Source organism: Massilia glaciei, from assembly GCF_003011895.2.
Lineage (GTDB): Bacteria > Pseudomonadota > Gammaproteobacteria > Burkholderiales > Burkholderiaceae_D > Telluria_A > Telluria_A glaciei.
On record NZ_PXWF02000019.1, the window covers coordinates 38,478 to 58,711 of the forward strand.

Sequence of the window (20,234 nt, forward strand, 5' to 3'; positions counted from 1 at the left end):
GTTACAGCTCGACAGCCAATTGCGACAGCAGGTCGGCGTGGGCCGCTGCGTTCACTTCGCGCTTGAGGATCTGCTCGGCGCCCTTGACGGCCAGGCCGGCGATCTGCGAGCGCAGCGCTTCCTTGGCCTTGGCAAGTTGCTGGTCAGCATCGGCTTTGGCTTGCGAGACGATGCGGACCGCCTCGGCCTGGGCGTTCGCCTTGATTTCGTCGGCGATCATCTGGGCGCGCTTTTCGGCGTCGGCGATGCGCTTCTGGCCTTCGTCACGGGCCGCTGCTAGTTCGGTCTGGGCGGTCTTGGCGGCGGCGGCCATCTCGGCCTTGCCACGGTCGGCGGCGGCGAGGCCGTTCGCGATCCTCTCGGCGCGCTCGTCGAGCGCTTTCATCAGTGGCGGCCACACGAATTTCATCGTGAAGCCCGCCAGGATGAAGAAGACCACGAACTGTGCAAACAAGGTTGCGTTTAAGTTCACGGGAATATCCTTCTCAAAAAAACGGATGCCGAACCCGGCGGGTTCGGCAATTCATTACCAGCGAAGTGCCGAACTTAGGCTACAGGTGGGACGAACGGGTTTGCGAATGCGAACAGCATTGCGATACCAACACCGATCAGGAACGCGGCGTCGATCAGACCGGCGAGCAGGAACATCTTGGTCTGCAGGGTGTTCATCAGTTCAGGCTGACGCGCCGAAGCTTCGAGGTATTTGCCGCCCATGATAGCGATACCGATACAGGCGCCGATGGCGCCCAGGCCGATGATCAAACCGCAAGCCAGAGCAACAAAAGAAAGGTCAGTCATGAGTGTTCCTTCAAAAAGTAAAATAAAAAAATTAAAAATCAAACTTGGTTACTACAACTATCTTTGAATGCCGGTCGTGCCGCGCCGGTCAGTGGCCCTCATGCGCCTGGCCGAGATACACCAGCGTGAGCATCATGAAGATGAATGCCTGCAAGAACACGATCAGGATGTGGAAAATAGCCCAGATCGACCCGGCGATCACGTGGCCGAAAAAGCCGAACGTGGTTGCCATCGCACCCAACAAAGCGATCAACATGAACAGCAGTTCGCCAGCAAACATGTTGCCGAACAGTCGCATGCCGAGCGACACGGTTTTTGCTGCGTACTCGATGATGTTCAACAGCAGGTTGAACGGCGCCATGGCGATGCCGAACGGGGCGGCGAACAATTCGTGCATCCAGCCGCCGAAGCCCTTGATCTTGATGCTGTAGTAGATCATCAGGGCGAACACGCCGAGCGCGATGCCCATGGTGCCGTTCAGGTCGGCGGTGGGAACCACGCGCTGGTAGGGGAACACGGTGCCAAGCCCAAGCAGGTTGATCAGGGCCGACGGCGCGTCGACCGGCAGGAAGTCCATCGAGTTCATCAGGGCGACCCAGACGAACACGGTCAGCGCCAGCGGGGCGATGAAGCTGCGGTCGCCGTGCACGATGGCCTTGGCTTGGTTGTCGACCATTTCGAACAGAATTTCGACGGCGGCCTGGAAGCGGCCCGGCACGCCCGAGGTGGCGCGGCGCGCGGCCATCCACATCAGCAAACTGCCGAGCACGCCGCAGAAAATGGACCAAAACAGCGTGTCCATATTGATAACGGAGAAATCGACCACAGATGTCTGGTGGTGGTTCGAATAATGCTGCAGGTGGTGCTTGATGTACTCTGACGCGGTTGGTGCGTGCGCCGCTGCGCCTTCAACTGTTGAACTCATGGTGTCAGTGCCTAAATAATAAAATGATGTAACTTTTGAGCGCCACGATGAAGCCACCCAGCAGGGCGAACCAGTTCAAATCGCGGTACAGCCACGCGGCCGCGCCAATCAGCGCCACCGTCAATGCAATCTTTATGAATTCCCAAATAAAAAACGAGATCGGGTCGGCGCCGCCCGGGCGCATCGTGTTGAGGAACAGGCGCCCCGCCATGATCGCGTTCGGCACCACACAACACAAACCGCCGAATAGCGCGGACACCAGCGCGTGCCACCCTCCCAGAAGCCCGGCGACCAGGCCGGCGACCACGGTCACGATCAATTGCAGGGAGACTAAGCGCAGCATTTTTTGTTCTTCGCGCCAGCCATCGGATAAGCTGTTTCGACTGTTGGGTTTAAGTGAATCAGCGGGATTATAAGGCGATACGCCCTTATGCGTCAAACGTTGCTGCACCGCGCAAGAGGCAAAGTGTGGTGATATGCCACCTGATTTTAGTGCCATCCTCCTAATTCGGGGCAGTCATCACCGCCGGAGGATTAGTTCCTCGTGCGCAACACAATTATTGATGGGCAACTGCGTCAGGCGCGCAGGCGCGCCAGCACCCCGTCGAGCACATCGAGGTCGGCGAAATCGATGATCATCTGCCCTTTTCCCTTGCTGCCCATCTTGAACAGCACCGGTGTGGCCAGCTTGTCCGACAACTCCTCCTCGAGCCGCGCGATGTCGCCCGATTTTTCCTTCTCGCGCGGGGTCGGCGGGTTGGCCTGCTCGTCCATCGTGCGCGTGACGAGCTTTTCGGTTTCGCGCACCGACAAGCGTTTGGCGACCACCTGGTTGGCCAGGTTGATCTGGCTGGCCGCGTCGACCGCCAGCAGCGCGCGCGCGTGGCCCATGTCGATGTCGCCGGCCATCAGCATGGTCTGCACCGGCGGCGCCAGGTTCATCAGGCGCAGCAGGTTCGACACGGCGCTGCGCGAACGCCCCACCGCGGTGGCCGCCTGCTCGTGCGTGAAGCTGAAGTCCGAGATCAACCGTCCGATCCCCTGCGCCTCCTCAAGCGGGTTGAGGTCCTCGCGCTGGATGTTCTCGATCAGGGCCATCGCGGCGGCGGCCTGGTCGTCGACGTCGCGCACCAGCACCGGGATCTGGTCGAGCCCGGCCAGCTGGGCCGCGCGGAAGCGGCGCTCGCCGGCGATGATCTCGTACTTGATGGCGCCGGTCAGCACGTCCTGGCCGACCGGGCGCACCAGCACCGGCTGCATGATGCCCTGGGTGCGGATCGAGGCGGCCAGCTCGGCCAGCGCGCCCTCGTCCATGCGCGTGCGCGGCTGGTATTTGCCGGCCTGCATCTGCGACACCGGCAGCGACGACGGCGTGCCGGCGTCGGCCGTGTTGAGGTCGACGTCGCCGCCGAGCAGTGCTTCGAGGCCGCGGCCGAGGCCCTTGAGTTTTTTGGTCGCCATGGTTCGTGTCCGTCCTATTACTTTGATTACATTGATTTGATTCGCTTGACCATCTCGGCGCCGAAGGCGATGTACGCCTGCGCGCCTTTCGAGAGCGGGTCGAAGACAACGCCGGGCACGCCGTAGGACGGCGCCTCGGCCAGCCGCACGTTGCGCGGAATGATGGTCTTGAATACCTTGTCGCCGAAGTGCTCCTCGAGCTGCGCCGAGACCTGCTGCGACAGCGTCATGCGCGGGTCGAACATCACCCGCAGCAGGCCGATGATCTTGAGGTCGGGGTTCAGGTTCGCGTGCACCTTTTTGATCGTGTTGACAAGGTCGGACAAGCCCTCGAGCGCGTAGTACTCGCATTGCATCGGGATGATCACGCCGTGCGCGGCGCACAGGCCGTTGAGGGTCAGCATCGACAGCGCCGGCGGGCAGTCGACCAGGATGAAGTCGTACTCCTTGTCGACCACGGCCAGCGCGTCCTTGAGGCGCCGTTCGCGCTGGTCGAGTTCGACCATCTCGACTTCGGCGCCGGCCAGCTCGCGGTTCGACGGCAGCACGTCGAAGCCGCCGGACTCGGAGCGCTGGCGCGCGGCGTCCACGTTGGCCTCGCCTAGCAGCACTTCGTAGGTCGAGGCCTTCAGGCCCGCCTTGTTGATGCCTGCCCCCATGGTGGCGTTGCCCTGCGGGTCGAGGTCGACCAGCAGCACCCGCTGGTCAAGCTTGGCGAGGCCCGCGGCCAGGTTGACGCTGGTGGTGGTCTTGCCCACCCCGCCCTTTTGGTTTGCAACGCAAAATATCTTGGCCATGGTTCATTCTTATCGTGGACGCAACAATAATGATTTATACCATTTATACTATTTAAACCGTTTATTCGGTTTATTTAGTTTATTTGGTATAAATCGACTATTCGGTTTATATGGTTTACTCGGTTTCCGATTTTTGGATGAACACGAGGTGGCGTTCGGCCTGCAGGCCCGGCACCTGCAATTGCCGCAATTCGGTCGCTTTCCAGGGTGCCGGCAAATTTTCGTGCTCGCTCGGCGTCTCCACCCCTTTCAATGCGATGAATCGCCCGCCCTCGGCCAGCAGATGGCCCGACCAGTTGACGAAGTCGGAAAGGTCGGCAAAGGCGCGCGAGGTGATGACGTCGTATTTGTGGGGCACCTGCAGCTGCTCGACGCGCATCGTGTGCACGCTTACATTGGTCAATCCGAGCTCGGCCTTCACTTGGGTCAGGAAGGCCGTTTTTTTGTGGACCGTGTCGATCATGGCCACCTTCAGGTCGGGCCGCGCGATCGCCAGCACCATGCCCGGCAAACCACCGCCCGCCCCCACATCGAGCACGCTGACCGCGCCCGCGAACGCGGGCACGGCGGCGAGCGAGTCGAGCAGGTGGTGCGTGACCATTTGCAGCGGGTCGCGCACCGAGGTCAGGTTGTACACCGCATTCCACTTGAATAGCAGCGCGAGATAGTCGAGCAGTTTCTCGTGCTGTTGCGGGTCCAGCTCGAGCTTGAGTTCTTTGATGCCGTCGGCCAGGATGCGGCCGATTACCGCGCGGTCGAAATGCTTCACTGGGTCAGCTCCTGGTTCAGGGGCGTGAAGCCTTTGGCGCCGCGCTTCTTCAAATGTACCAGCAAAAGCGAGATCGCGGCCGGTGTCACTCCAGATATTCTCGAGGCCTGGCCCAGGGTTTCGGGACGCTGTTTGTCGAGCTTCTGGCGCACCTCGATCGACAGCGCGCCGATGTCGAGGTAGTCGAATTGGGCCGGCAGCTTGAGGTTTTCGAAGTGGTCGTGGCGTTCGACCTCCTTGGCCTGGCGGTCGATGTAGCCGGCGTATTTGAGCTGGATTTCGACCTGCTCCATGACCGCGCTGTCGCTCACGCCGGGCCCGGCCAGCGACTGGCCGTCGAGGCCCTGGATGCTCATCAGCTTTTGGTACTCGACGCCGGGACGGCGCAGCAGGTCGGCCAGCGAGTATTCGCGCTCGATGGCCTGGCCGATCACGCGCTCCGATTCGGCGCTGGCGAGGATGCGCGGGTTGACCCAGGTCGAGCGCAGGCGTTCGAGTTCGACCGCGACCGCCTCGCGCTTGGCCTCGAAGGCGGCCCACTGGGCGTCGCCGACCACGCCGAGCTTGCGGCCGATTTCGGTCAGGCGCATGTCGGCATTGTCTTCGCGCAGGCTCAGGCGGTACTCGGCGCGGCTGGTGAACATGCGGTACGGCTCGGCCACGCCCTGGGTCGTGAGGTCGTCGACCAGCACGCCGAGGTAGGCCTCGGCGCGGCCCGGCACCCACGCGTCCTGGCCGCGGGTGAGCAAGGCGGCGTTGATACCGGCCAGCATTCCCTGGGCGGCCGCCTCTTCGTAGCCGGTGGTGCCGTTGATCTGGCCGGCGAAAAACAGGCCGGCGATGGCCTTGGTCTCGAGCGAGGTCTTGAGGCCGCGCGGGTCGAAGTAGTCGTATTCGATGGCGTAGCCGGGACGCAGGATGAAGGCGTTCTCCATGCCCTTCATCGAGCGCACCAGGTCGATCTGCACGTCGAACGGCAGGCTCGTCGAGATCCCGTTCGGGTAGTACTCGTTGGTGGTCAGGCCTTCGGGCTCGAGGAAGATCTGGTGCGACTCCTTGCCCGCGAAGCGGTGGATCTTGTCTTCGATCGACGGACAGTAGCGCGGGCCGACGCCTTCGATCACGCCCGTGTACATGGGGCTGCGGTCGAGGCCGGCGCGGATGATGTCGTGGGTCTGCGCGTTGGTGTGCGTGACGTAGCACGGCACCTGGCGCGGGTGCATGGCGGCCGTGCCCATGACCGAGAACACGGGAACCGGGTCGAGGTCGCCGCCCTGCTCCGCCATTTGCGAAAAGTCGATGCTGCGCCCGTCGATGCGCGGCGGCGTGCCGGTCTTGAGGCGCCCTTGCGGCAGCTTGAGTTCCTTCAGTCGCGCCGAGAGCGAGATCGCCGGCGGGTCGCCGGCGCGGCCGGCCGAGTAGTTTTGCAGGCCGACGTGGATCTTCCCGTCGAGGAAAGTGCCGGCCGTGAGCACCACCGAACGGGCCGGGAACTTGAGCCCGATCTGCAACACGGCGCCGACCACGCGCTCGCCCTCGACCATCAGGTCGTCGACGGCGCCCTGGAACAGCCACAGGTTTGGCTGGTTCTCGAGGCGCGAACGGATCGCCTGCTTGTACAGTATGCGGTCGGCCTGGGCCCGGGTGGCGCGCACGGCCGGGCCTTTGGACGAGTTCAAGATGCGGAACTGGATGCCCGCCTCGTCGGTCGCGATGGCCATCGCGCCGCCCATCGCGTCGAGTTCCTTGACCAGGTGCCCCTTGCCGATGCCTCCGATGGACGGGTTGCACGACATCTGGCCGAGGGTCTCGATGTTATGCGTAAGCAACAAAGTCTTCTGACCCATGCGGGCTGAGGCGAGGGCCGCCTCGGTGCCGGCGTGACCGCCGCCGACGACGATGACGTCGAATTCTGTAGGAAATAGCATGATGGAAGTGTGAAGCGAGGATATGAGGCCGGATTATAGAGTCTTTTTGCTCCAACGACTCTTTTTTGGGCAGATATTGGGCCGCCCTCTCTACTATTGTTTCACGTGGAACATAGCGGACGGGGCGGGAAAACCGGTCCGATGTTCCACGTGGAACACTCCACGGCTAGTTCAGCCAGGTCATGACCGCCGTGTAGGAGGTCTTGAGGATCAACAGGGAGACGACCACGAGGAACAGTTTACGCACAAAGGCGCTGCCGTTGCGGATCGCGAGCCGGGTGCCGAACAGCGATCCGGCGATCTGGCAGGCGGCCATCAGCAGCCCGAGTTGCACCAGAACATGCCCGCTGTAGCCAAACCACATCAGCGCAGAAAAATTGCAGGCGACATTGACCAACTTGGCCGCGGCGGAGGCGCCGAGGAAATCGAAGCCGAAAAACCGCACGTAGAGAAAGATTAGGAAGCTGCCCGTGCCGGGGCCAAAAAAGCCGTCATAAAAGCCGATGCACGCGCCCATGCCGGCCGCGGCCAGCCGCTCGTTCCATCCGGTATGCAGCGGTGCGTGCACCGACCCCAGATCCTTTTTATGAAAGGTGTAGACGGCCACCAACACCAACACGAACGGCAACAGCGTGCGCATGAAATCGGAGGGCACGCGGGTCACGGTCCACGCCCCGGCGAAGGCGAGGACGAAGGCCGCGACCGCCGCGGGCGCCGCCGCGCTCCAAGCCACCCTCACCCTGCGCGCGTAATCGATCGCCGCCGAACCGGTGCCAAAAATGCCGGCGAGTTTGCTGGTCCCTAACAACGTGGCCGGCGCCTCCTTCGGGAATATCGAGAACAGCGCCGGCAGCTGGATCAATCCACCGCCGCCAACCACGGCGTCGACCAGTCCAGCCAAAAAGGCTGCCACGCAAAGAAATACCACATCCACCATGACGCTGCCCTTAACGCGAATCGCCTGCCTGTCGAGGCATACATTGTACAAAAGAAAGCCGTGGCCGAGAGGCGACCGAGCCGCTCGACATTGGTGTAAGCTTGATGTCAAACCCACCCCGACTGCCAAACCCACCCCGACGAGAGCCGCATGCACATCGCTCCATTTACGTTCAGCACCGTGGCCCACCTGATCTCCGCCCCGGGCGCGGTCAAGGAAATGGGACAGCATGTCGCCAACCGCTTCCCGTCGGTACGACGCGCCATGCTCGTGACCGACCCCGGCTTTTTACGTACCGGCCTGGTCGACGCGCCGCGCCTTAGTCTAGAGGCGCACGGGATCGCGGCGATGGTCTACTCGGACGTCGAGGCAGATCCGCCGGAGGCGGTGGTCTTGCGCGCGGTCGCCGCCGCGCGGGACGCGGCAATCGACATCGTGATCGGCATTGGCGGCGGCAGCTCGATGGATGTGGCCAAACTGATCGCCGTACTGGCAGGCGGCGAGCAGGCATTGGCCCAGATCTACGGCATCGGCAACGTCAAGGGCGACCGGCTGCCGCTGGTGCAAGTGCCGACCACCGCCGGCACCGGATCGGAGGTCACCAACATCGCGATCGTCACGACGGGGGAGTCGAGCAAGATGGGCGTGGTAGCGCCGCAGCTCTACGCCGACATGGCCGTGCTCGACGCAGAGCTCATCCTCGGGCTGCCGCGCACACTCACGGCCGCCACCGGGATCGACGCGATGGTGCACGCGATCGAGGCCTACACCACCAAGCACAAAAAAAACCCGATGTCGGACATGCTGGCCAGGCAGGCCCTGCACCTGCTGTCGACCAACCTGGTCAATGCCTGCGAGAATGGCGCCGATCTTGCGGCACGGCAGGCAATGCTGTTGGGCGCTTACTTCGCCGGGCAGGCGTTCTCGAACGCGCCGGTGGCGGCGGTGCACGCGCTGGCCTACCCGATCGGTGGCATCTTCCATGTGCCGCACGGTTTGTCCAATTCCCTGGTCCTGCCGCACGTCCTGCGCTTCAACCTCGAGCATGCATCCGAGCAGTACGCCGACCTGGCGGCCATCGTCGCGCCGCATGCGACCGGCACCGTCGAAGCGCGCGCCAACGCTCTGATTGTTGCAATGCAACAAGTAGCAGCGCAGACAGGGATCGAAACGACGCTCCGGCAAGTTGGCATCGGCGAAGCCGACCTCGACCGCCTGGCCGACGACGCGATGCTGCAAACCCGGCTGCTCGGTAATAATCCGCGCGAATTGAACCGCGCCGACGCCCACGCGATTTATTCGGCCGCGCTCTAGCCCGCTTAAAGTCGTTGCCCGTAGACAACGTAGTAAACACACATGGCGTCCGAAATCAGCTACTATCAAACGTAACAGGCGAAAACATTAATTGTGTACGTAACAACAAACTGCCTGTTTCCATTTGAAGGATCATTATGACCAGCCGCATTTTGTTCGCCCCGGCCGCCGTCGCCGTCTGCCTCTCCCTCCCCGTCCTGGCATGCGAACCGCCCCCGCCACCCGGCACGCCATCCACGATGCTGGTCAAGGCCAGCGCCGAATACCGACTCGCAGATGCGGTCTTCGTCGGCAAGGTGGTCAACATCAGCCGCGTGGCGCAAGCGAACACGCCTACACTCAAGGCCACGATAGAACCGGCCCGCGTGTTCAAGGGCAAACCCCTCGGCGTGCTTGAATACACCTATCCCGAGAACGCCGAAGCCTGCCCGGAAAACAAAGTCAACCCGGTCAAGGTCGGCACGCAATCCATGTATTTCATGCGCCGCAGCGGCAAGGCGGACACTACCGCGCGACTGATGCTTCCCTTGGGCGGGCGCACGCTCGCCGAAGCCACGCTGACGGCAAAATTGGTCGATACGATGGCCACGCTGTCACGCGGCAAATAGCAAGCGGGCTCACACCCAGGCGGCGGCGATCAGCGCCGCCGCCTTCTCGGCAATCATCAAGGTCGGGGCGTTGGTATTGCCTGAGGTTATAAACGGCATGACCGACGCGTCGACCACCCGCAGTCCCCCAACACCGATCACCCGCAAGGCGCTGTCGACAACGGCGTTCGGGTCGTCCACGCGCCCCATCCTGCACGTGCCCACCGGATGGAAGATCGTCGTCCCGATCAGTCCGGCGGCTTGGGCCAGCTCCTCCTCCGTGCTGTAGCCGATGCCGGGCCTGAATTCCTCGGGCGAAAAACGCGCCAGCGCAGGCGCCGCGACAATGCGCCGCGTCAGGCGCAGGGCCGCGGCGGCCGTCGTCCTGTCCTCGGCGGTGCTGAGGTAATTGGGGGTGATTCTCGCGGCGGCATAGGAATCGACGCCGGCGATGCGAACATGGCCGCGCGATGTCGGCCGCAAGTTGCACACGCTGGCCGTGAATGCCGGGAAGGCGTGCAGCGGTTCGCCGAATCTTTCGAGCGACAGCGGCTGGACGTGGTATTCGAGGTCGGGCGTGGCCTGCGCCGGCGTCGACCGCGCGAACGCGCCGAGTTGGGACGGCGCCATCGACATCGGTCCGCTTTGGAACATCGCATACTCGAGCCCGATCTTCATTTTTCCAAACCAACCGGCTGAGGTCGTATTCAAGGTCCGCGCCCCCGCGACCTTGTAAATCATGCGCAGCTGCAGGTGGTCTTGCAGATTCTCGCCAACGCCGGCCAAATCGACCTGCACCCCTACCCCAAGTCCATGCAGCAACGCTGCGGGCCCGATCCCGGACAGCTGCAACAGCTGGGGTGAACCGATGGCGCCCGCAGTGAGCAAAGTCTCCCTGCGAGCGAGCGCGCGGTAGGCCGTCCCGCCGCCGGTAAATTCGACACCGCGGCAGACTTTGCCCACGACACCATTTTGAATCAACAGACGCTCGACATGACATCCCGTCATGATGGTCAGGTTGGGACGCAACGCGATCGGCCTGAGGAAGGCCTTCGCCGTATTCCAGCGGATTCCGCGTTTCTGGTTGACCTCGAAGTAGGCGCACCCCGCATTGTCCCCACGGTTGAAGTCGGCGGTCTTGGGAATGCCGCTCTGTTCGGCCGCGTCGCGGAAGGCGTCGAGTATTTCCCAGGACAGCCTCTGCTTCTCAACACGCCACTCGCCACCGACGCCGTGCTCGTCAGAAGCGCCAGCGTGGTGATCCTCGCTGCGCATAAAAATTGGCAGCACCTTGTCCCAGGCCCAGGACGGATCGCCCGTGGCCTCGGCCCAGCGGTCGTAATCGTGGGATTGCCCGCGCATGTAGATCATGCCGTTGATCGAGGAACTTCCACCCAGTACCTTCCCGCGCGGGTAGACCAGGCTGCGCCCGCCAAGGCCGGCGTCCGGTTCGGTTTTGAACAGCCAATCGGTGCGGGGATTGCCGATGCAGTACAAATAGCCCACCGGAATATGGATCCAGATGTAATCATCTTTGCCGCCGGCTTCAATCAGCAGCACCTTGGCCTTCTTGTCTTTCGTGAGGCGGTTTGCCAACACGCAACCGGCGGTGCCGGCGCCGACGATTATGTAGTCGTATTCTCCTGCCGATTCCAATCAGTACTCCTTCATTGGGTGCGCATTTCGGCGACCAGGGTTTGCATCAACTGCGCGCACGGCATCGGCCTGGCCCTGCGCACTTCGGCCCCGGCCCACAACGACATATTGTCGGTATCGCCGCTTTGCCCGGCCGCCTTGCGGATACCCGCCGTCAAGGCGTTTTGCACGGGATAATTGGGCACCTGCGACTCGACCGCCTGCATGCGCCGCATAAAACCGTTGACCAGGCCGCGCGCATAACGGCCGGTGAAGGCCCGGGTCAAACGGGTGTCGATACCGCCCGCATTGACAAGCGCGTGCCTGTACGCCGGGTTGATACCGGACTCGTCGCAAACAAGGAAGGCCGTGCCCATTTGCACCGCGCACGCACCGAGCCGAAGCGCCTCGTTGATATCGACCCCCGTCATGATGCCGCCAGCGGCGATCAGCGGGATGCGCACCTCGTCCGCCGCGGCGGACCAGAGCTCGCGCGCAGGCAGGTTGGCCGCCTCCTGCGGCCCCATGAAGGTGCCGCGGTGGCCACCCGACTCTATACCCGACGCAATGACCGCATCGGCACCCACGGCCTCCCACGCCTGCGCCTCGTCGACCGTGGTCGCGGTGCCGATCACGATGATGCCGGCGTCGTGCAGCCGTTCAATTTGAACCTCGTTGAGAATTCCGAAAGTAAAGCTGCCGACAGCCGGCTTGAGCGCTATCAGCGTGTCCAATTGCGCCGCGAAATCCTCGCACCAGGAAGACGGCAGCGGCAACGAATCCCAACCCAGACCCTCGAAGACGGGGCGCAATAATTGAGTCCCACGCACAATCTCGTCGGCAGTCGGGCTCGGCCTGTCCTGAATAAATAGATTGAGCACGAAGGGCCGGTCGCTCAATTTCCTCAGCTCGGCAACCTGCTGGGCAATAGCGTCGGGCGATAGCATGCCGCATCCGAGCGAACCGAGTCCACCGGCATTCGATACGGCCGCGGCAAGCGCAGGCGTGCTACCCCCGCCCGCCATCGGCCCTTGAATGATGGGAAATTTCCACAAGGCTTGCAGATTCATGCGCTTCTCCTCGGCTGCGAACATGACAAGATTAGCAGAAGGCGCGACCAAGGGAGCGCCAATCCGCGCTGTGAACACCGCAAGCGGGCTGTGGATAACTCTATGCATATCCACAGGTATCGATTGTGGATAAACGAGACTTTATCCACACGCCATTTTTTATCCAGAAAGTGTTCTTCGAGCATACAGACTAGCTAAGCCAGTTATACTTCTCATAAACCATTGATCTCCTTCAAATTTTTACGCTTGTCCACAGAAAACACCCCCTGTTAACAACTATTACTAAACTTGTATACACACTTTTTGAGTAAACAAGAAAAGACAGCGAAGCGCGAGCAAACCCCGAAGATCAAAAAAAAGACCAGGGCCAAAGAAAGCCTCATCCTGAAAAACTGAACAAGCAAGCACAAGCCATCTAAGGCATCGCCACCTCGACTGCAAGACCGTTCACCCCGGACATCGCAATCTTGGCCTAAAACGGCACCTGGACCCCCTGAAGACAAAATGGCCCCACTTTTGACGACCCTGAAGCCACGCCAAACGAAAAAAAAACGGTCCACGTCCCGTGTCATCGAAACTTAACAGGAATGCACGCCAAACCGTTCGCCAAGATGGATCCTTGCCTACAAGCACTTTAGTCAACCTAAGCTTGACGCAGGCATGTTCAAGGTTGAGATCAAACGGGCATAATGTTGCTTTTCGACACAGATTCACGGACGCCTGTGGATAAGCCGCTGGATATCCACAGGGTGAACTGTGAAGAAGTCACTACTTTTTCCACAGGCAAGTTTTTATCCAACAACCGTCCCCGTTGGATACAAGGCTTATCCTGCTACTTTAAATTCGCGTAAACCGATGATATTGTTACTTTTTTTTGACTTATCCACAAAAAAAGCGTCGTTTACTATCACTACTAAATTTGTATACATACCTTTTATATAAAACAGTAAACAGGACAAACCCCGTGAACAACCCCGGAAACACCCGAAAAGCAGGCTTGCAGACCCTATGAAAACGTCAAAAAAAATGCGCTTGGGGATCATTAGCGCCCTCCCTGATGAACAGAAGGGCTTAATAGAGGCCATGGGAGGCCCCGCCAGGCTCACGCACGGCATGCGTGACTACTCACTAGGCCAGTTGTGGGGTATCGAGGCTGTGTGCGTCGTCTCGCGCATTGGCAAGGTTGCCGCAGCGATGGCGGCGACCGTGCTTGTGGAGAAGTTCGAAGTTACCCACATCATCTTCACCGGCGTCGCCGGCGCGGGCGATGCAAAGGTGCGTGTCGGCGATGTTGTTATCGCGGAAGCACTGGTTCAACACGATATGGACTGCCGCCCCCAGTTTCCAAAATTTGAAGTGCCGCTCACGGGCCAATCGCACTTCAAGCCTGATCCAGAGCTGAGCAATGTACTGGGGCAGGCGGCGGACGACTTCTTCGACATCGATTTTTCCAGCGTCATCCAAAGCAAGGATCGACGCGAGTTCAAACTCGAATGGCCGCGGGTGCACCGTGGGCTCGTGGCCAGTGGCGATCAGTTCATCAGCAACCGCGCGCACCTCGCCCAGCTAGGTGCATCGCTTCCGGGCTTGCTGGCGGTGGAGATGGAGGGGGCGGCGGTGGCCCAGGTGTGTTTTGAACTGGGCGTGCCGTTTGCGGGCATCAGGACGATTTCCGAAAGTGCGAATGAGGATGCAGGAAACAACTTTCTGCGTTTTGTGAAATCGGTCGCCTCGCTCTATGCCTTGCACATCATTCATCGATTCTGCGTCGACATGAAAGCCAAGGCGCCCAGCAGGTAGCGACCGCCGGGCGGGACCGGATCAGTAGCCGTGTTTATTCTTGAGATAGACGGGCCACAGCCACCACACGCAAATGATGAGTGTGGCCATGATGCCGCTGATGCCCAGCCCGATGGCGAGGCCAAACACCTCGGATATCACGAGGTTGGTTCCCAATATCAGCGAACAAGCCAGGCTGAGCGCACCAAACAGGATCTGCCTGGTGGCCATGCGCTTGAAGCGGGCGCGGTCTTGGAGCGGACGCATCAAACGGTGCTGGATCGCCGGTCCGCTGAGCAGGACCAGGCTGGCCAGCGAAAACACGAACGTCGCCAGGAAGATGATTTTTTCCAGGTGCTGGATCTGCCTGAAACCGCCGTTGAAAGGCAGGATGATCAGGAAGGCCGTCAGCATCTGCGCGCCCGGCAACAGGATGCGCAACTCGCTGAGCATGTCGGAAAAATCACCGTCGTCATTAAGGTCGGGCGGCGCGAGCGGTTCGGTCGGTTGTGTTTGTTTGTCGAGGGGCATGGCGGATTGATAACGGCTGATCAGGGTCCGATTATACGACCGCCGGCCATTTCGCACAGCCCGTTAGAAGGCCATCGCGCCGCCCCGGCCTGGCGCGATGGCTGCCACCGCATCAGGCCAGCATTTTGTCGGCCGGAACGTGGTCGAAACCGAGCGCGCCCGCGACCGCGCCGTACGTCACCTTGCCCAGGCATACGTTCAGGCCGTTTTTGAGGTGGGGATCGTCGCGCATCGCCTGGCGCCAGCCTTTTTCGGCCAGCGCGACCGCGTGCCCGATGGTCGCGTTGTTGAGCGCGAAGGTCGAGGTGCGCGCCACCGCGCCGGGCATGTTGGCCACGCAGTAGTGCACCACGCCGTCGACCACGTAGGTCGGATCGGCATGGGTGGTCGCATGCGAGGTCTCGAAGCAGCCGCCCTGGTCGATCGCCACGTCGACCACGACCGCGCCGGGCTTCATGCGCGAGATCATGGCGCGCGTGACCAGCTTGGGCGCGGCCGCGCCCGGCACCAGCACGCCGCCCACGACCAGGTCGGCCGACAGCACCGATTCTTCGATCGCATGCGCGTTCGAGTACAGGGTCGAAATCCGGTTGCCGTACACAAGGTCGAGCTGGCGCAGGCGCTCGATGCTTTTGTCGAGCACCGTCACGCGCGCGCCAGTGCCGACCGCCATCTGCATGGCGTTGGTGCCGACCACGCCGGCGCCGATGATGACCACGTGGCCCTGGGCCACGCCCGGCACGCCGCCGAGCAGCAAACCCATGCCGCCTTTCGATTTTTCGAGGTGGGCGGCGCCGGCCTGGATCGCCATGCGGCCGGCCACTTCGCTCATCGGGGCCAGCAGCGGCAGGCCGCCGCCGGCGCCGGTGATGGTTTCGTAGGCGATGCACACCGCGCCCGATTTGACCAGCGCCGCCGTCTGTTCCGGGTCCGGCGCGAGATGCAGGTAGGTGTAAAGGATCTGGCCCTCGCTGAGCATGGCGCATTCGCCCGGCTGCGGCTCCTTGACTTTGACGATCATGGCGCTGCGCGCGAAGATCTCTTTGGCCGTCTCGACAATGCTGGCGCCCGCCGCGACATACTGGTCGTCGGACAGGCCGATCGCCGAACCGGCGTCTTTTTGCACCAGCACCTGGTGGCCGCGCAGGGTCAGTTCGCGTACGCTCGGCGGGGTCAGGCCCACCCGGTACTCGTGGTTTTTTATCTCTTTTGGTACGCCTACAATCATGTCATCCTCCAAGATGTGCTGCTACTGGCCCGCCGGCGCCGGGAATCGGACCGGCGGGTGGTTTAATTTGGATGTCGCGCATCCAATTCTTCAATCATTACAGTCGTCAATCATTACAGGCCCAGCGTCATCAGGCTTGCGTTACCGCCAGCGGCGGTCGTGTTGACGCACAGGGCGCGTTCGGCCACCAGCCGCCAGAGCGGGATCGCACCCTCCTCCGAGGTGTCGATCACGCCGACGATGGGTCCGGAGCGCGCCGCCAGCACCGGACGCAGCCCGGCCACCAGCGAAGACTCGACCAGCGCGAGCTGGAATCCGTGCTTGCAGGCGTCGACGCTGGAGACGAATTCGATGTGCTCCTTGACCTGCGGCGGCAGGCCGTTCGGTATCACGTCCTGCGAGCGCGCCACCACCACCGCCCGGTTGCCGGTGGCCAGCACGGCCGCCAACTGGTTGAGCAGCACGCCGATGTCGGCCGCCGCGCACAGCACCGTGCCGCGCCTGGCGAACGCGAGGCTGTTGCGCTCGCCGGTCGGTCCGGGCAGCGTCAGTGTGCTGCCGAACAGCGTGGTGCGCATGTATTGTTCGGCCAGCGTGACGACGCGCTGGTGGCCGTGGTTGCGGGCCCACGCCAACAGGGCCTCGAGGCCGGCGCTGGCGTGGCGGTCGTGCTGGAGCAGCGCCGGCGCGCCATGCTGCAGGCGCTTGAGGTAGAGCGGGCCGCCGGCCTTCGGACCGGTGCCGGACATGCCCTCGCCGCCGAACGGCTGCACGCCGACGACCGCGCCGACGATATTGCGGTTCACGTAGATGTTGCCGACATGGGCGCGCGAGGCGACGAAGTCGATGGTCTCGTCGATGCGCGAATGGACCCCGAGCGTGAGGCCGAAGCCGCTCGCGTTGATCGCGTCGATCAGCTTGGGCAGGTCGGCGCGGCGGTAGCGGATGATGTGCAGCACCGGGCCGAACACCTCGCGCGTGAGCTCCGACAGCGAACCGATTTCGAGCACGGTCGGCGCCACGAAGGTGCCCTGGGCCGCCAGTTCGGGCGCCAGCTCGAGCGCGAAGTGGCTCTTGGCGGTCGGCTTGAGGCGCGCGATGTGATCCAGCAGCTCTTGCCTGGCTTGGGCGTCGATCACGGGGCCGATGTCGGTTTCGAGGCGGTCGGGGTTGCCGACGCGCAGCTCCTGCATCGCGCCCCTGAGCATCTTGATGGTCTTGTCGGCGATCTCCTCCTGCAGCAGCAGCACCCGCAGCGCCGAGCAGCGCTGGCCGGCGCTGTCGAAGGCCGAGCTCATCACGTCCTGCACCACCTGCTCGGGCAGCGCCGACGAGTCGACGATGAGCGCGTTCTGGCCGCCGGTCTCGGCGATCAGGGCGATGTCGGCCGACTCCCGGACCGCGCGTTTGGCGAGCGTCTGGTTGATCAGTTGTGCGACCCCGGTCGAGCCGGTGAAGATCACGCCCTTGACGCGGGCGTCGTTGCACAGCGCCGCGCCGACGCTTTCGCCGCGGCCCGGCAGCAGTTGCAGCGCGCCGGACGGGACCCCCGCCTCGCGGAACAATTCGACGGCGCGGTGCGCGATCAGCGGGGTTTGTTCCGCCGGCTTGGCCAGCACCACATTGCCGGCGGCGAGCGCCGCGGCCACCTGCCCGGTGAAGATCGCGAGCGGGAAGTTCCAGGGGCTGATGCAGGCGACCGGGCCGAGCGCGAGCAGGTTCTGGGTGCCGTCCACCTGGGCCGCGTAGTAGCGCAGGAAGTCGACCGCCTCGCGGATCTCGGCGATCGCGTTCGGCAGCGACTTGCCCGCCTCGCGCACGGCCAGTCCCATCAGCTCGTCGCGGTGCCGCTCGAACAATTCGGCCACGCGCGTGAGCATCGCCGCGCGCCGCGACGGCGGCGTGGTCTGCCAGTCCATCGCGTAGGCGGCGGCGGCGGCGAGCGCGGTTTCGACCTCGTCCGCCGAAGCTTCGCGCACCCGGCCGACGAGATCGGCCTTTTGCGCCGGATTGACGATGTCGAGCGCGGGCGCGCCGGCGCCGGTGGCGCCGTCGATCAGCGGCGCGGCCTGCCATTGGCGCGGCCGGGCCAGCGCGGCGCCGAGCGCGCGCAGGGTGGACTCGTCGCTCAGGTCGAGGCCGGCCGAGTTGGCGCGCTCGCCGCCGAACAGGGCCGGCGGCAGCGCGATGCCCGGATGCGGCGCGCCGCCGTCGGCGCGCGCGGCGGCGAACGGATCGTCCACCAGGGTGTCGATGCTAACGCCCTCGTCGACGATCTGGTTGACGAACGAGGAGTTGGCGCCGTTTTCGAGCAGGCGCCGCACCAGGTAGGCGAGCAGGGTCTCGTGCGAACCGACCGGCGCGTAGATGCGGCACGGTTTGTCCAGGTTGGCGCCGCCGACCACCTGGTCGTACAGGGTCTCGCCCATGCCGTGCAGGCACTGGAACTCGTAGTCGTCGATGCGCGCCCGCTTGGCCCAGGTGTAGATGACGGCCAGGCTGTGCGCGTTGTGGGTGGCGAACTGCGGGTACAGCAGGCCAACCGCGGCGAGCAGCTTTTTGGCGCACACCAGGTACGAGACGTCGGTGTGGACCTTGCGCGTGTAGACCGGGTAGCCGGGCATGCCGTCGACCTGGGCGCGCTTGATCTCGGCGTCCCAATAGGCGCCCTTGACCAGCCGGACCATGAACTTGCGGCCGCTGCGGCGCGCCAGGTCGGCCAAAAAGTCGATCACGAACGGGCAGCGCTTCTGGTAGGCCTGCACCACGAAGCCGATGCCCTCGAAGCCGGCCAGTTCGGGGTCGAACGCGAGCGACTCCATCATGTCGAGCGAGATCTCGAGGCGGTCGGCCTCCTCGGCGTCGATGTTGAGGCCGATGTTGTAGCGCTTGGCCAGCAGCGCCAGGCTGCGCACGCGCGGCAGCAGTTCGCCCATCATGCGCGCGTGCTGGGCGCGGCTGTAGCGCGGATGCAGCGCCGACAGCTTGACCGAGATGCCCGGGCCGTCCTTGATGCCGCGCCCGTTGGAGGCCTTGCCGATCGCGTGGATCGCGCGCTCGTAGGAGGCGTAGTAGTTGACGGCGTCGGCCTCGGTCAGGGCCGCCTCGCCCAGCATGTCGTAGGAGTAGCGGTAGCCGCGCTGCTCGTTGTCGCGGCTGTTCTTGAGCGCCTCGTCGATGGTCTGGCCGGTCACGAACTGGTTGCCCAGCATGCGCATGGCGAGGTCGACCCCCTTGCGGATCAGCGGCTCGCCGCCGCGCGTGATCAGGTTGCCGAGCGCCGAGCCAAGCCCGGTCTCGCTGCTCGTGCCCACCAGCTTGCCGGTGATGAGCAGGCCCCAGGTGGCCGCGTTGACGAACAGCGAGGGCGATTCGCCAAGGTGCTTGCGCCAGTCGCCCTTGCTGATCTTGTCGGCGATCAGGCGGTCGGCGGTCTCGCTGTCGGGGATGCGCAACAGCGCCTCGGCCAGGCACATCAGCGCCACGCCCTCCTCGGACGAGAGCGAAAACTCGTGCATCAGCGCGTCCACGCCCGAGGCGCGGGTGCGTTTTTCGCGCACCGCCGATACCAGCCGGTGCGCCAGCGCGCGGGCGTCGGCGTTGGCGCCGGCGTCGTCGCCGGCGCCCTGGGCCAGCAGCGCGCCGACTGCGGCGGGCTCGTCGGTGCGGTAGGCGGCCGTGATGGCGGCGCGCAGCGCGCTCGGCTGATGCTGGGTTTCCACACGCAGCGCGGAAAATGGAACGAAGGCGGGGGCCGGGGCGGCGGCAGTTTGCATGAACAAGTCTTCTTAAAGTGTTGAAAATAAAACGGAAATCACAGCCGGACCGCGCCCGGTATGGCGCGGAAAGATGATTCGATTGTAAAGTGAATTCTTCTGGATTAATTCTGGAATTACAGAAGACTAGCCATAGATAGTTTTTAGTGAGACAATTTAACCGAATAATATATCGGCGGGGACGACTCAGATGCTCGACAAGATAAGCAAGAAAATACTTTCGGAGCTCCAAAGCGACGGGCGCATCAGCAATGTGGAGCTCGCCGCGCGGGTCAACCTGTCGCCGGCCGCCTGCCTCGAGCGCGTGCGCAAGCTGCACGACTCGGGCTACATCATGGGTTACACGGCCCAGCTCAATCCGCTATTGCTCGACGTCTCCCTGCTCGTGTTCATCGAGGTTGTGCTCGACCGCACCACGCCCGAGGTGTTCGACGCCTTCAAGCACAGCGTGCAAACCATTCCCGAAGTGCTCGAATGCCATATGGTGGCGGGCGGCTTCGACTACCTGGTCAAGGCGCGCGTGAAGGACATGGCGGCCTACCGCGAATTTTTGGGCAAGACCCTGCTGCAAAAGGGCGTGCGCGAGACGCACACCTACGCCGTCATGGAAGAGGTCAAGAACACCACCAAGCTGCCGATCAAGTAGCGCGCTATGCTTCGCGCCGGCGGCGCCGAACATCACCTTTGAGAACTGGAATA

At 63.1% G+C, this 20,234-nt stretch carries 18 protein-coding genes; 4 read left to right on the top strand and 14 right to left on the bottom strand.

Going from position 1 to position 20,234, the window contains the following annotated elements; genetic code table 11:
* Window position 1: 1 nt before the first annotated feature.
* The 9 genes from C7C56_RS01195 to C7C56_RS01235 all read right to left on the bottom strand — a co-directional run bounded on the left by C7C56_RS01195 (window position 2) and on the right by C7C56_RS01235 (window position 7,615).
* The gene (locus tag C7C56_RS01195; RefSeq protein ID WP_106755676.1) at window positions 2-472 is read right to left on the bottom strand and encodes a F0F1 ATP synthase subunit B; all 471 of its coding nucleotides are present in this window, start codon (window positions 470-472) and stop codon (window positions 2-4) included.
* A gap of 74 nt (window positions 473-546) precedes the next feature.
* Window positions 547-798, bottom strand: coding sequence for a F0F1 ATP synthase subunit C (atpE, locus tag C7C56_RS01200; RefSeq protein WP_106755677.1), 252 nt, complete (start codon window positions 796-798; stop codon window positions 547-549).
* Window positions 799-886: 88 nt separating this feature from the next.
* Window positions 887-1,723, bottom strand: coding sequence for a F0F1 ATP synthase subunit A (atpB, locus tag C7C56_RS01205; RefSeq protein WP_106755678.1), 837 nt, complete (start codon window positions 1,721-1,723; stop codon window positions 887-889).
* Between the two features lie 4 nt (window positions 1,724-1,727).
* On the bottom strand, window positions 1,728-2,222 hold the full coding sequence (locus C7C56_RS01210) for an ATP synthase subunit I (protein WP_370660172.1): 495 nt from the start codon (window positions 2,220-2,222) through the stop codon (window positions 1,728-1,730).
* A gap of 77 nt (window positions 2,223-2,299) precedes the next feature.
* Window positions 2,300-3,184 (bottom strand): ParB/RepB/Spo0J family partition protein, encoded by an 885-nt coding sequence (locus tag C7C56_RS01215; RefSeq protein ID WP_106755680.1) that lies wholly within the window; start codon window positions 3,182-3,184, stop codon window positions 2,300-2,302.
* Between the two features lie 26 nt (window positions 3,185-3,210).
* Entirely contained in the window at window positions 3,211-3,981 is a 771-nt protein-coding gene (locus C7C56_RS01220; protein WP_106755681.1) for a ParA family protein, read from the bottom strand.
* 115 nt (window positions 3,982-4,096) lie between these two features.
* A complete protein-coding gene (gene rsmG, locus C7C56_RS01225; RefSeq protein WP_106755682.1) occupies window positions 4,097-4,750 on the bottom strand; it encodes a 16S rRNA (guanine(527)-N(7))-methyltransferase RsmG in 654 nt (217 codons plus the stop codon).
* Window positions 4,747-6,678, bottom strand: coding sequence for a tRNA uridine-5-carboxymethylaminomethyl(34) synthesis enzyme MnmG (gene mnmG, locus C7C56_RS01230; protein ID WP_106755683.1), 1,932 nt, complete (start codon window positions 6,676-6,678; stop codon window positions 4,747-4,749). Before mnmG ends, rsmG begins: the two co-directional genes overlap by 4 nt.
* Window positions 6,679-6,844: 166 nt before the next feature.
* Window positions 6,845-7,615: a sulfite exporter TauE/SafE family protein gene (locus tag C7C56_RS01235; protein WP_106755684.1), complete on the bottom strand. Its 771-nt coding sequence runs from the start codon at window positions 7,613-7,615 to the stop codon at window positions 6,845-6,847.
* A 156-nt stretch (window positions 7,616-7,771) separates the two neighbouring features.
* Between C7C56_RS01235 and C7C56_RS01240 the strand changes: the two genes are divergently transcribed.
* A complete protein-coding gene (locus C7C56_RS01240; RefSeq protein WP_106755714.1) occupies window positions 7,772-8,929 on the top strand; it encodes an iron-containing alcohol dehydrogenase in 1,158 nt (385 codons plus the stop codon).
* 137 nt (window positions 8,930-9,066) lie between these two features.
* Complete coding sequence (locus C7C56_RS01245) at window positions 9,067-9,537, top strand: hypothetical protein (RefSeq protein ID WP_106755685.1); 471 nt, start codon at window positions 9,067-9,069, stop codon at window positions 9,535-9,537.
* A gap of 9 nt (window positions 9,538-9,546) precedes the next feature.
* Here C7C56_RS01245 and C7C56_RS01250 read toward each other — a convergent pair whose 3' ends face one another.
* Entirely contained in the window at window positions 9,547-11,172 is a 1,626-nt protein-coding gene (locus C7C56_RS01250) for a GMC family oxidoreductase (protein WP_106755686.1), read from the bottom strand.
* Window positions 11,173-11,183: 11 nt separating this feature from the next.
* Complete coding sequence (locus tag C7C56_RS01255; RefSeq protein WP_106755715.1) at window positions 11,184-12,221, bottom strand: NAD(P)H-dependent flavin oxidoreductase; 1,038 nt, start codon at window positions 12,219-12,221, stop codon at window positions 11,184-11,186.
* Between the two features lie 1,008 nt (window positions 12,222-13,229).
* Between C7C56_RS01255 and C7C56_RS01260 the strand changes: the two genes are divergently transcribed.
* The gene (locus C7C56_RS01260) at window positions 13,230-14,021 is read left to right on the top strand and encodes a 5'-methylthioadenosine/adenosylhomocysteine nucleosidase (RefSeq protein ID WP_229457852.1); all 792 of its coding nucleotides are present in this window, start codon (window positions 13,230-13,232) and stop codon (window positions 14,019-14,021) included.
* A gap of 21 nt (window positions 14,022-14,042) precedes the next feature.
* Here C7C56_RS01260 and C7C56_RS01265 read toward each other — a convergent pair whose 3' ends face one another.
* The 3 genes from C7C56_RS01265 to putA form a co-directional block, all read right to left on the bottom strand.
* Window positions 14,043-14,531, bottom strand: a complete 489-nt coding sequence (locus tag C7C56_RS01265) for a DUF6328 family protein (protein ID WP_106755688.1) — start codon at window positions 14,529-14,531, stop codon at window positions 14,043-14,045.
* Window positions 14,532-14,643: 112 nt separating this feature from the next.
* The gene (ald, locus tag C7C56_RS01270; protein ID WP_106755716.1) at window positions 14,644-15,759 is read right to left on the bottom strand and encodes an alanine dehydrogenase; all 1,116 of its coding nucleotides are present in this window, start codon (window positions 15,757-15,759) and stop codon (window positions 14,644-14,646) included.
* 113 nt (window positions 15,760-15,872) lie between these two features.
* Window positions 15,873-19,535, bottom strand: a complete 3,663-nt coding sequence (putA, locus tag C7C56_RS01275) for a trifunctional transcriptional regulator/proline dehydrogenase/L-glutamate gamma-semialdehyde dehydrogenase (RefSeq protein ID WP_106755717.1) — start codon at window positions 19,533-19,535, stop codon at window positions 15,873-15,875.
* A 190-nt stretch (window positions 19,536-19,725) separates the two neighbouring features.
* On the opposite strand from putA, the gene C7C56_RS01280 reads away from it, so the two are divergent.
* Complete coding sequence (locus tag C7C56_RS01280) at window positions 19,726-20,181, top strand: Lrp/AsnC ligand binding domain-containing protein (RefSeq protein WP_106755689.1); 456 nt, start codon at window positions 19,726-19,728, stop codon at window positions 20,179-20,181.
* The last annotated feature ends 53 nt before the right edge of the window (window positions 20,182-20,234 follow it).

Coding starts and splice junctions, on each gene's coding strand:
- C7C56_RS01210 (WP_370660172.1), bottom strand. CDS start 2,222: ATGGCACTAAAATCAGGTGGCATATCACCACACTTTGCCTCTTGCGCG.
- ald (WP_106755716.1), bottom strand. CDS start 15,759: ATGATTGTAGGCGTACCAAAAGAGATAAAAAACCACGAGTACCGGGTG.
- C7C56_RS01255 (WP_106755715.1), bottom strand. CDS start 12,221: ATGAATCTGCAAGCCTTGTGGAAATTTCCCATCATTCAAGGGCCGATG.
- C7C56_RS01235 (WP_106755684.1), bottom strand. CDS start 7,615: ATGGTGGATGTGGTATTTCTTTGCGTGGCAGCCTTTTTGGCTGGACTG.
- mnmG (WP_106755683.1), bottom strand. CDS start 6,678: ATGCTATTTCCTACAGAATTCGACGTCATCGTCGTCGGCGGCGGTCAC.
- C7C56_RS01265 (WP_106755688.1), bottom strand. CDS start 14,531: ATGCCCCTCGACAAACAAACACAACCGACCGAACCGCTCGCGCCGCCC.
- C7C56_RS01260 (WP_229457852.1), top strand. CDS start 13,230: ATGAAAACGTCAAAAAAAATGCGCTTGGGGATCATTAGCGCCCTCCCT.
- putA (WP_106755717.1), bottom strand. CDS start 19,535: ATGCAAACTGCCGCCGCCCCGGCCCCCGCCTTCGTTCCATTTTCCGCG.
- atpE (WP_106755677.1), bottom strand. CDS start 798: ATGACTGACCTTTCTTTTGTTGCTCTGGCTTGCGGTTTGATCATCGGC.
- C7C56_RS01245 (WP_106755685.1), top strand. CDS start 9,067: ATGACCAGCCGCATTTTGTTCGCCCCGGCCGCCGTCGCCGTCTGCCTC.
- atpB (WP_106755678.1), bottom strand. CDS start 1,723: ATGAGTTCAACAGTTGAAGGCGCAGCGGCGCACGCACCAACCGCGTCA.
- C7C56_RS01280 (WP_106755689.1), top strand. CDS start 19,726: ATGCTCGACAAGATAAGCAAGAAAATACTTTCGGAGCTCCAAAGCGAC.
- C7C56_RS01215 (WP_106755680.1), bottom strand. CDS start 3,184: ATGGCGACCAAAAAACTCAAGGGCCTCGGCCGCGGCCTCGAAGCACTG.
- C7C56_RS01220 (WP_106755681.1), bottom strand. CDS start 3,981: ATGGCCAAGATATTTTGCGTTGCAAACCAAAAGGGCGGGGTGGGCAAG.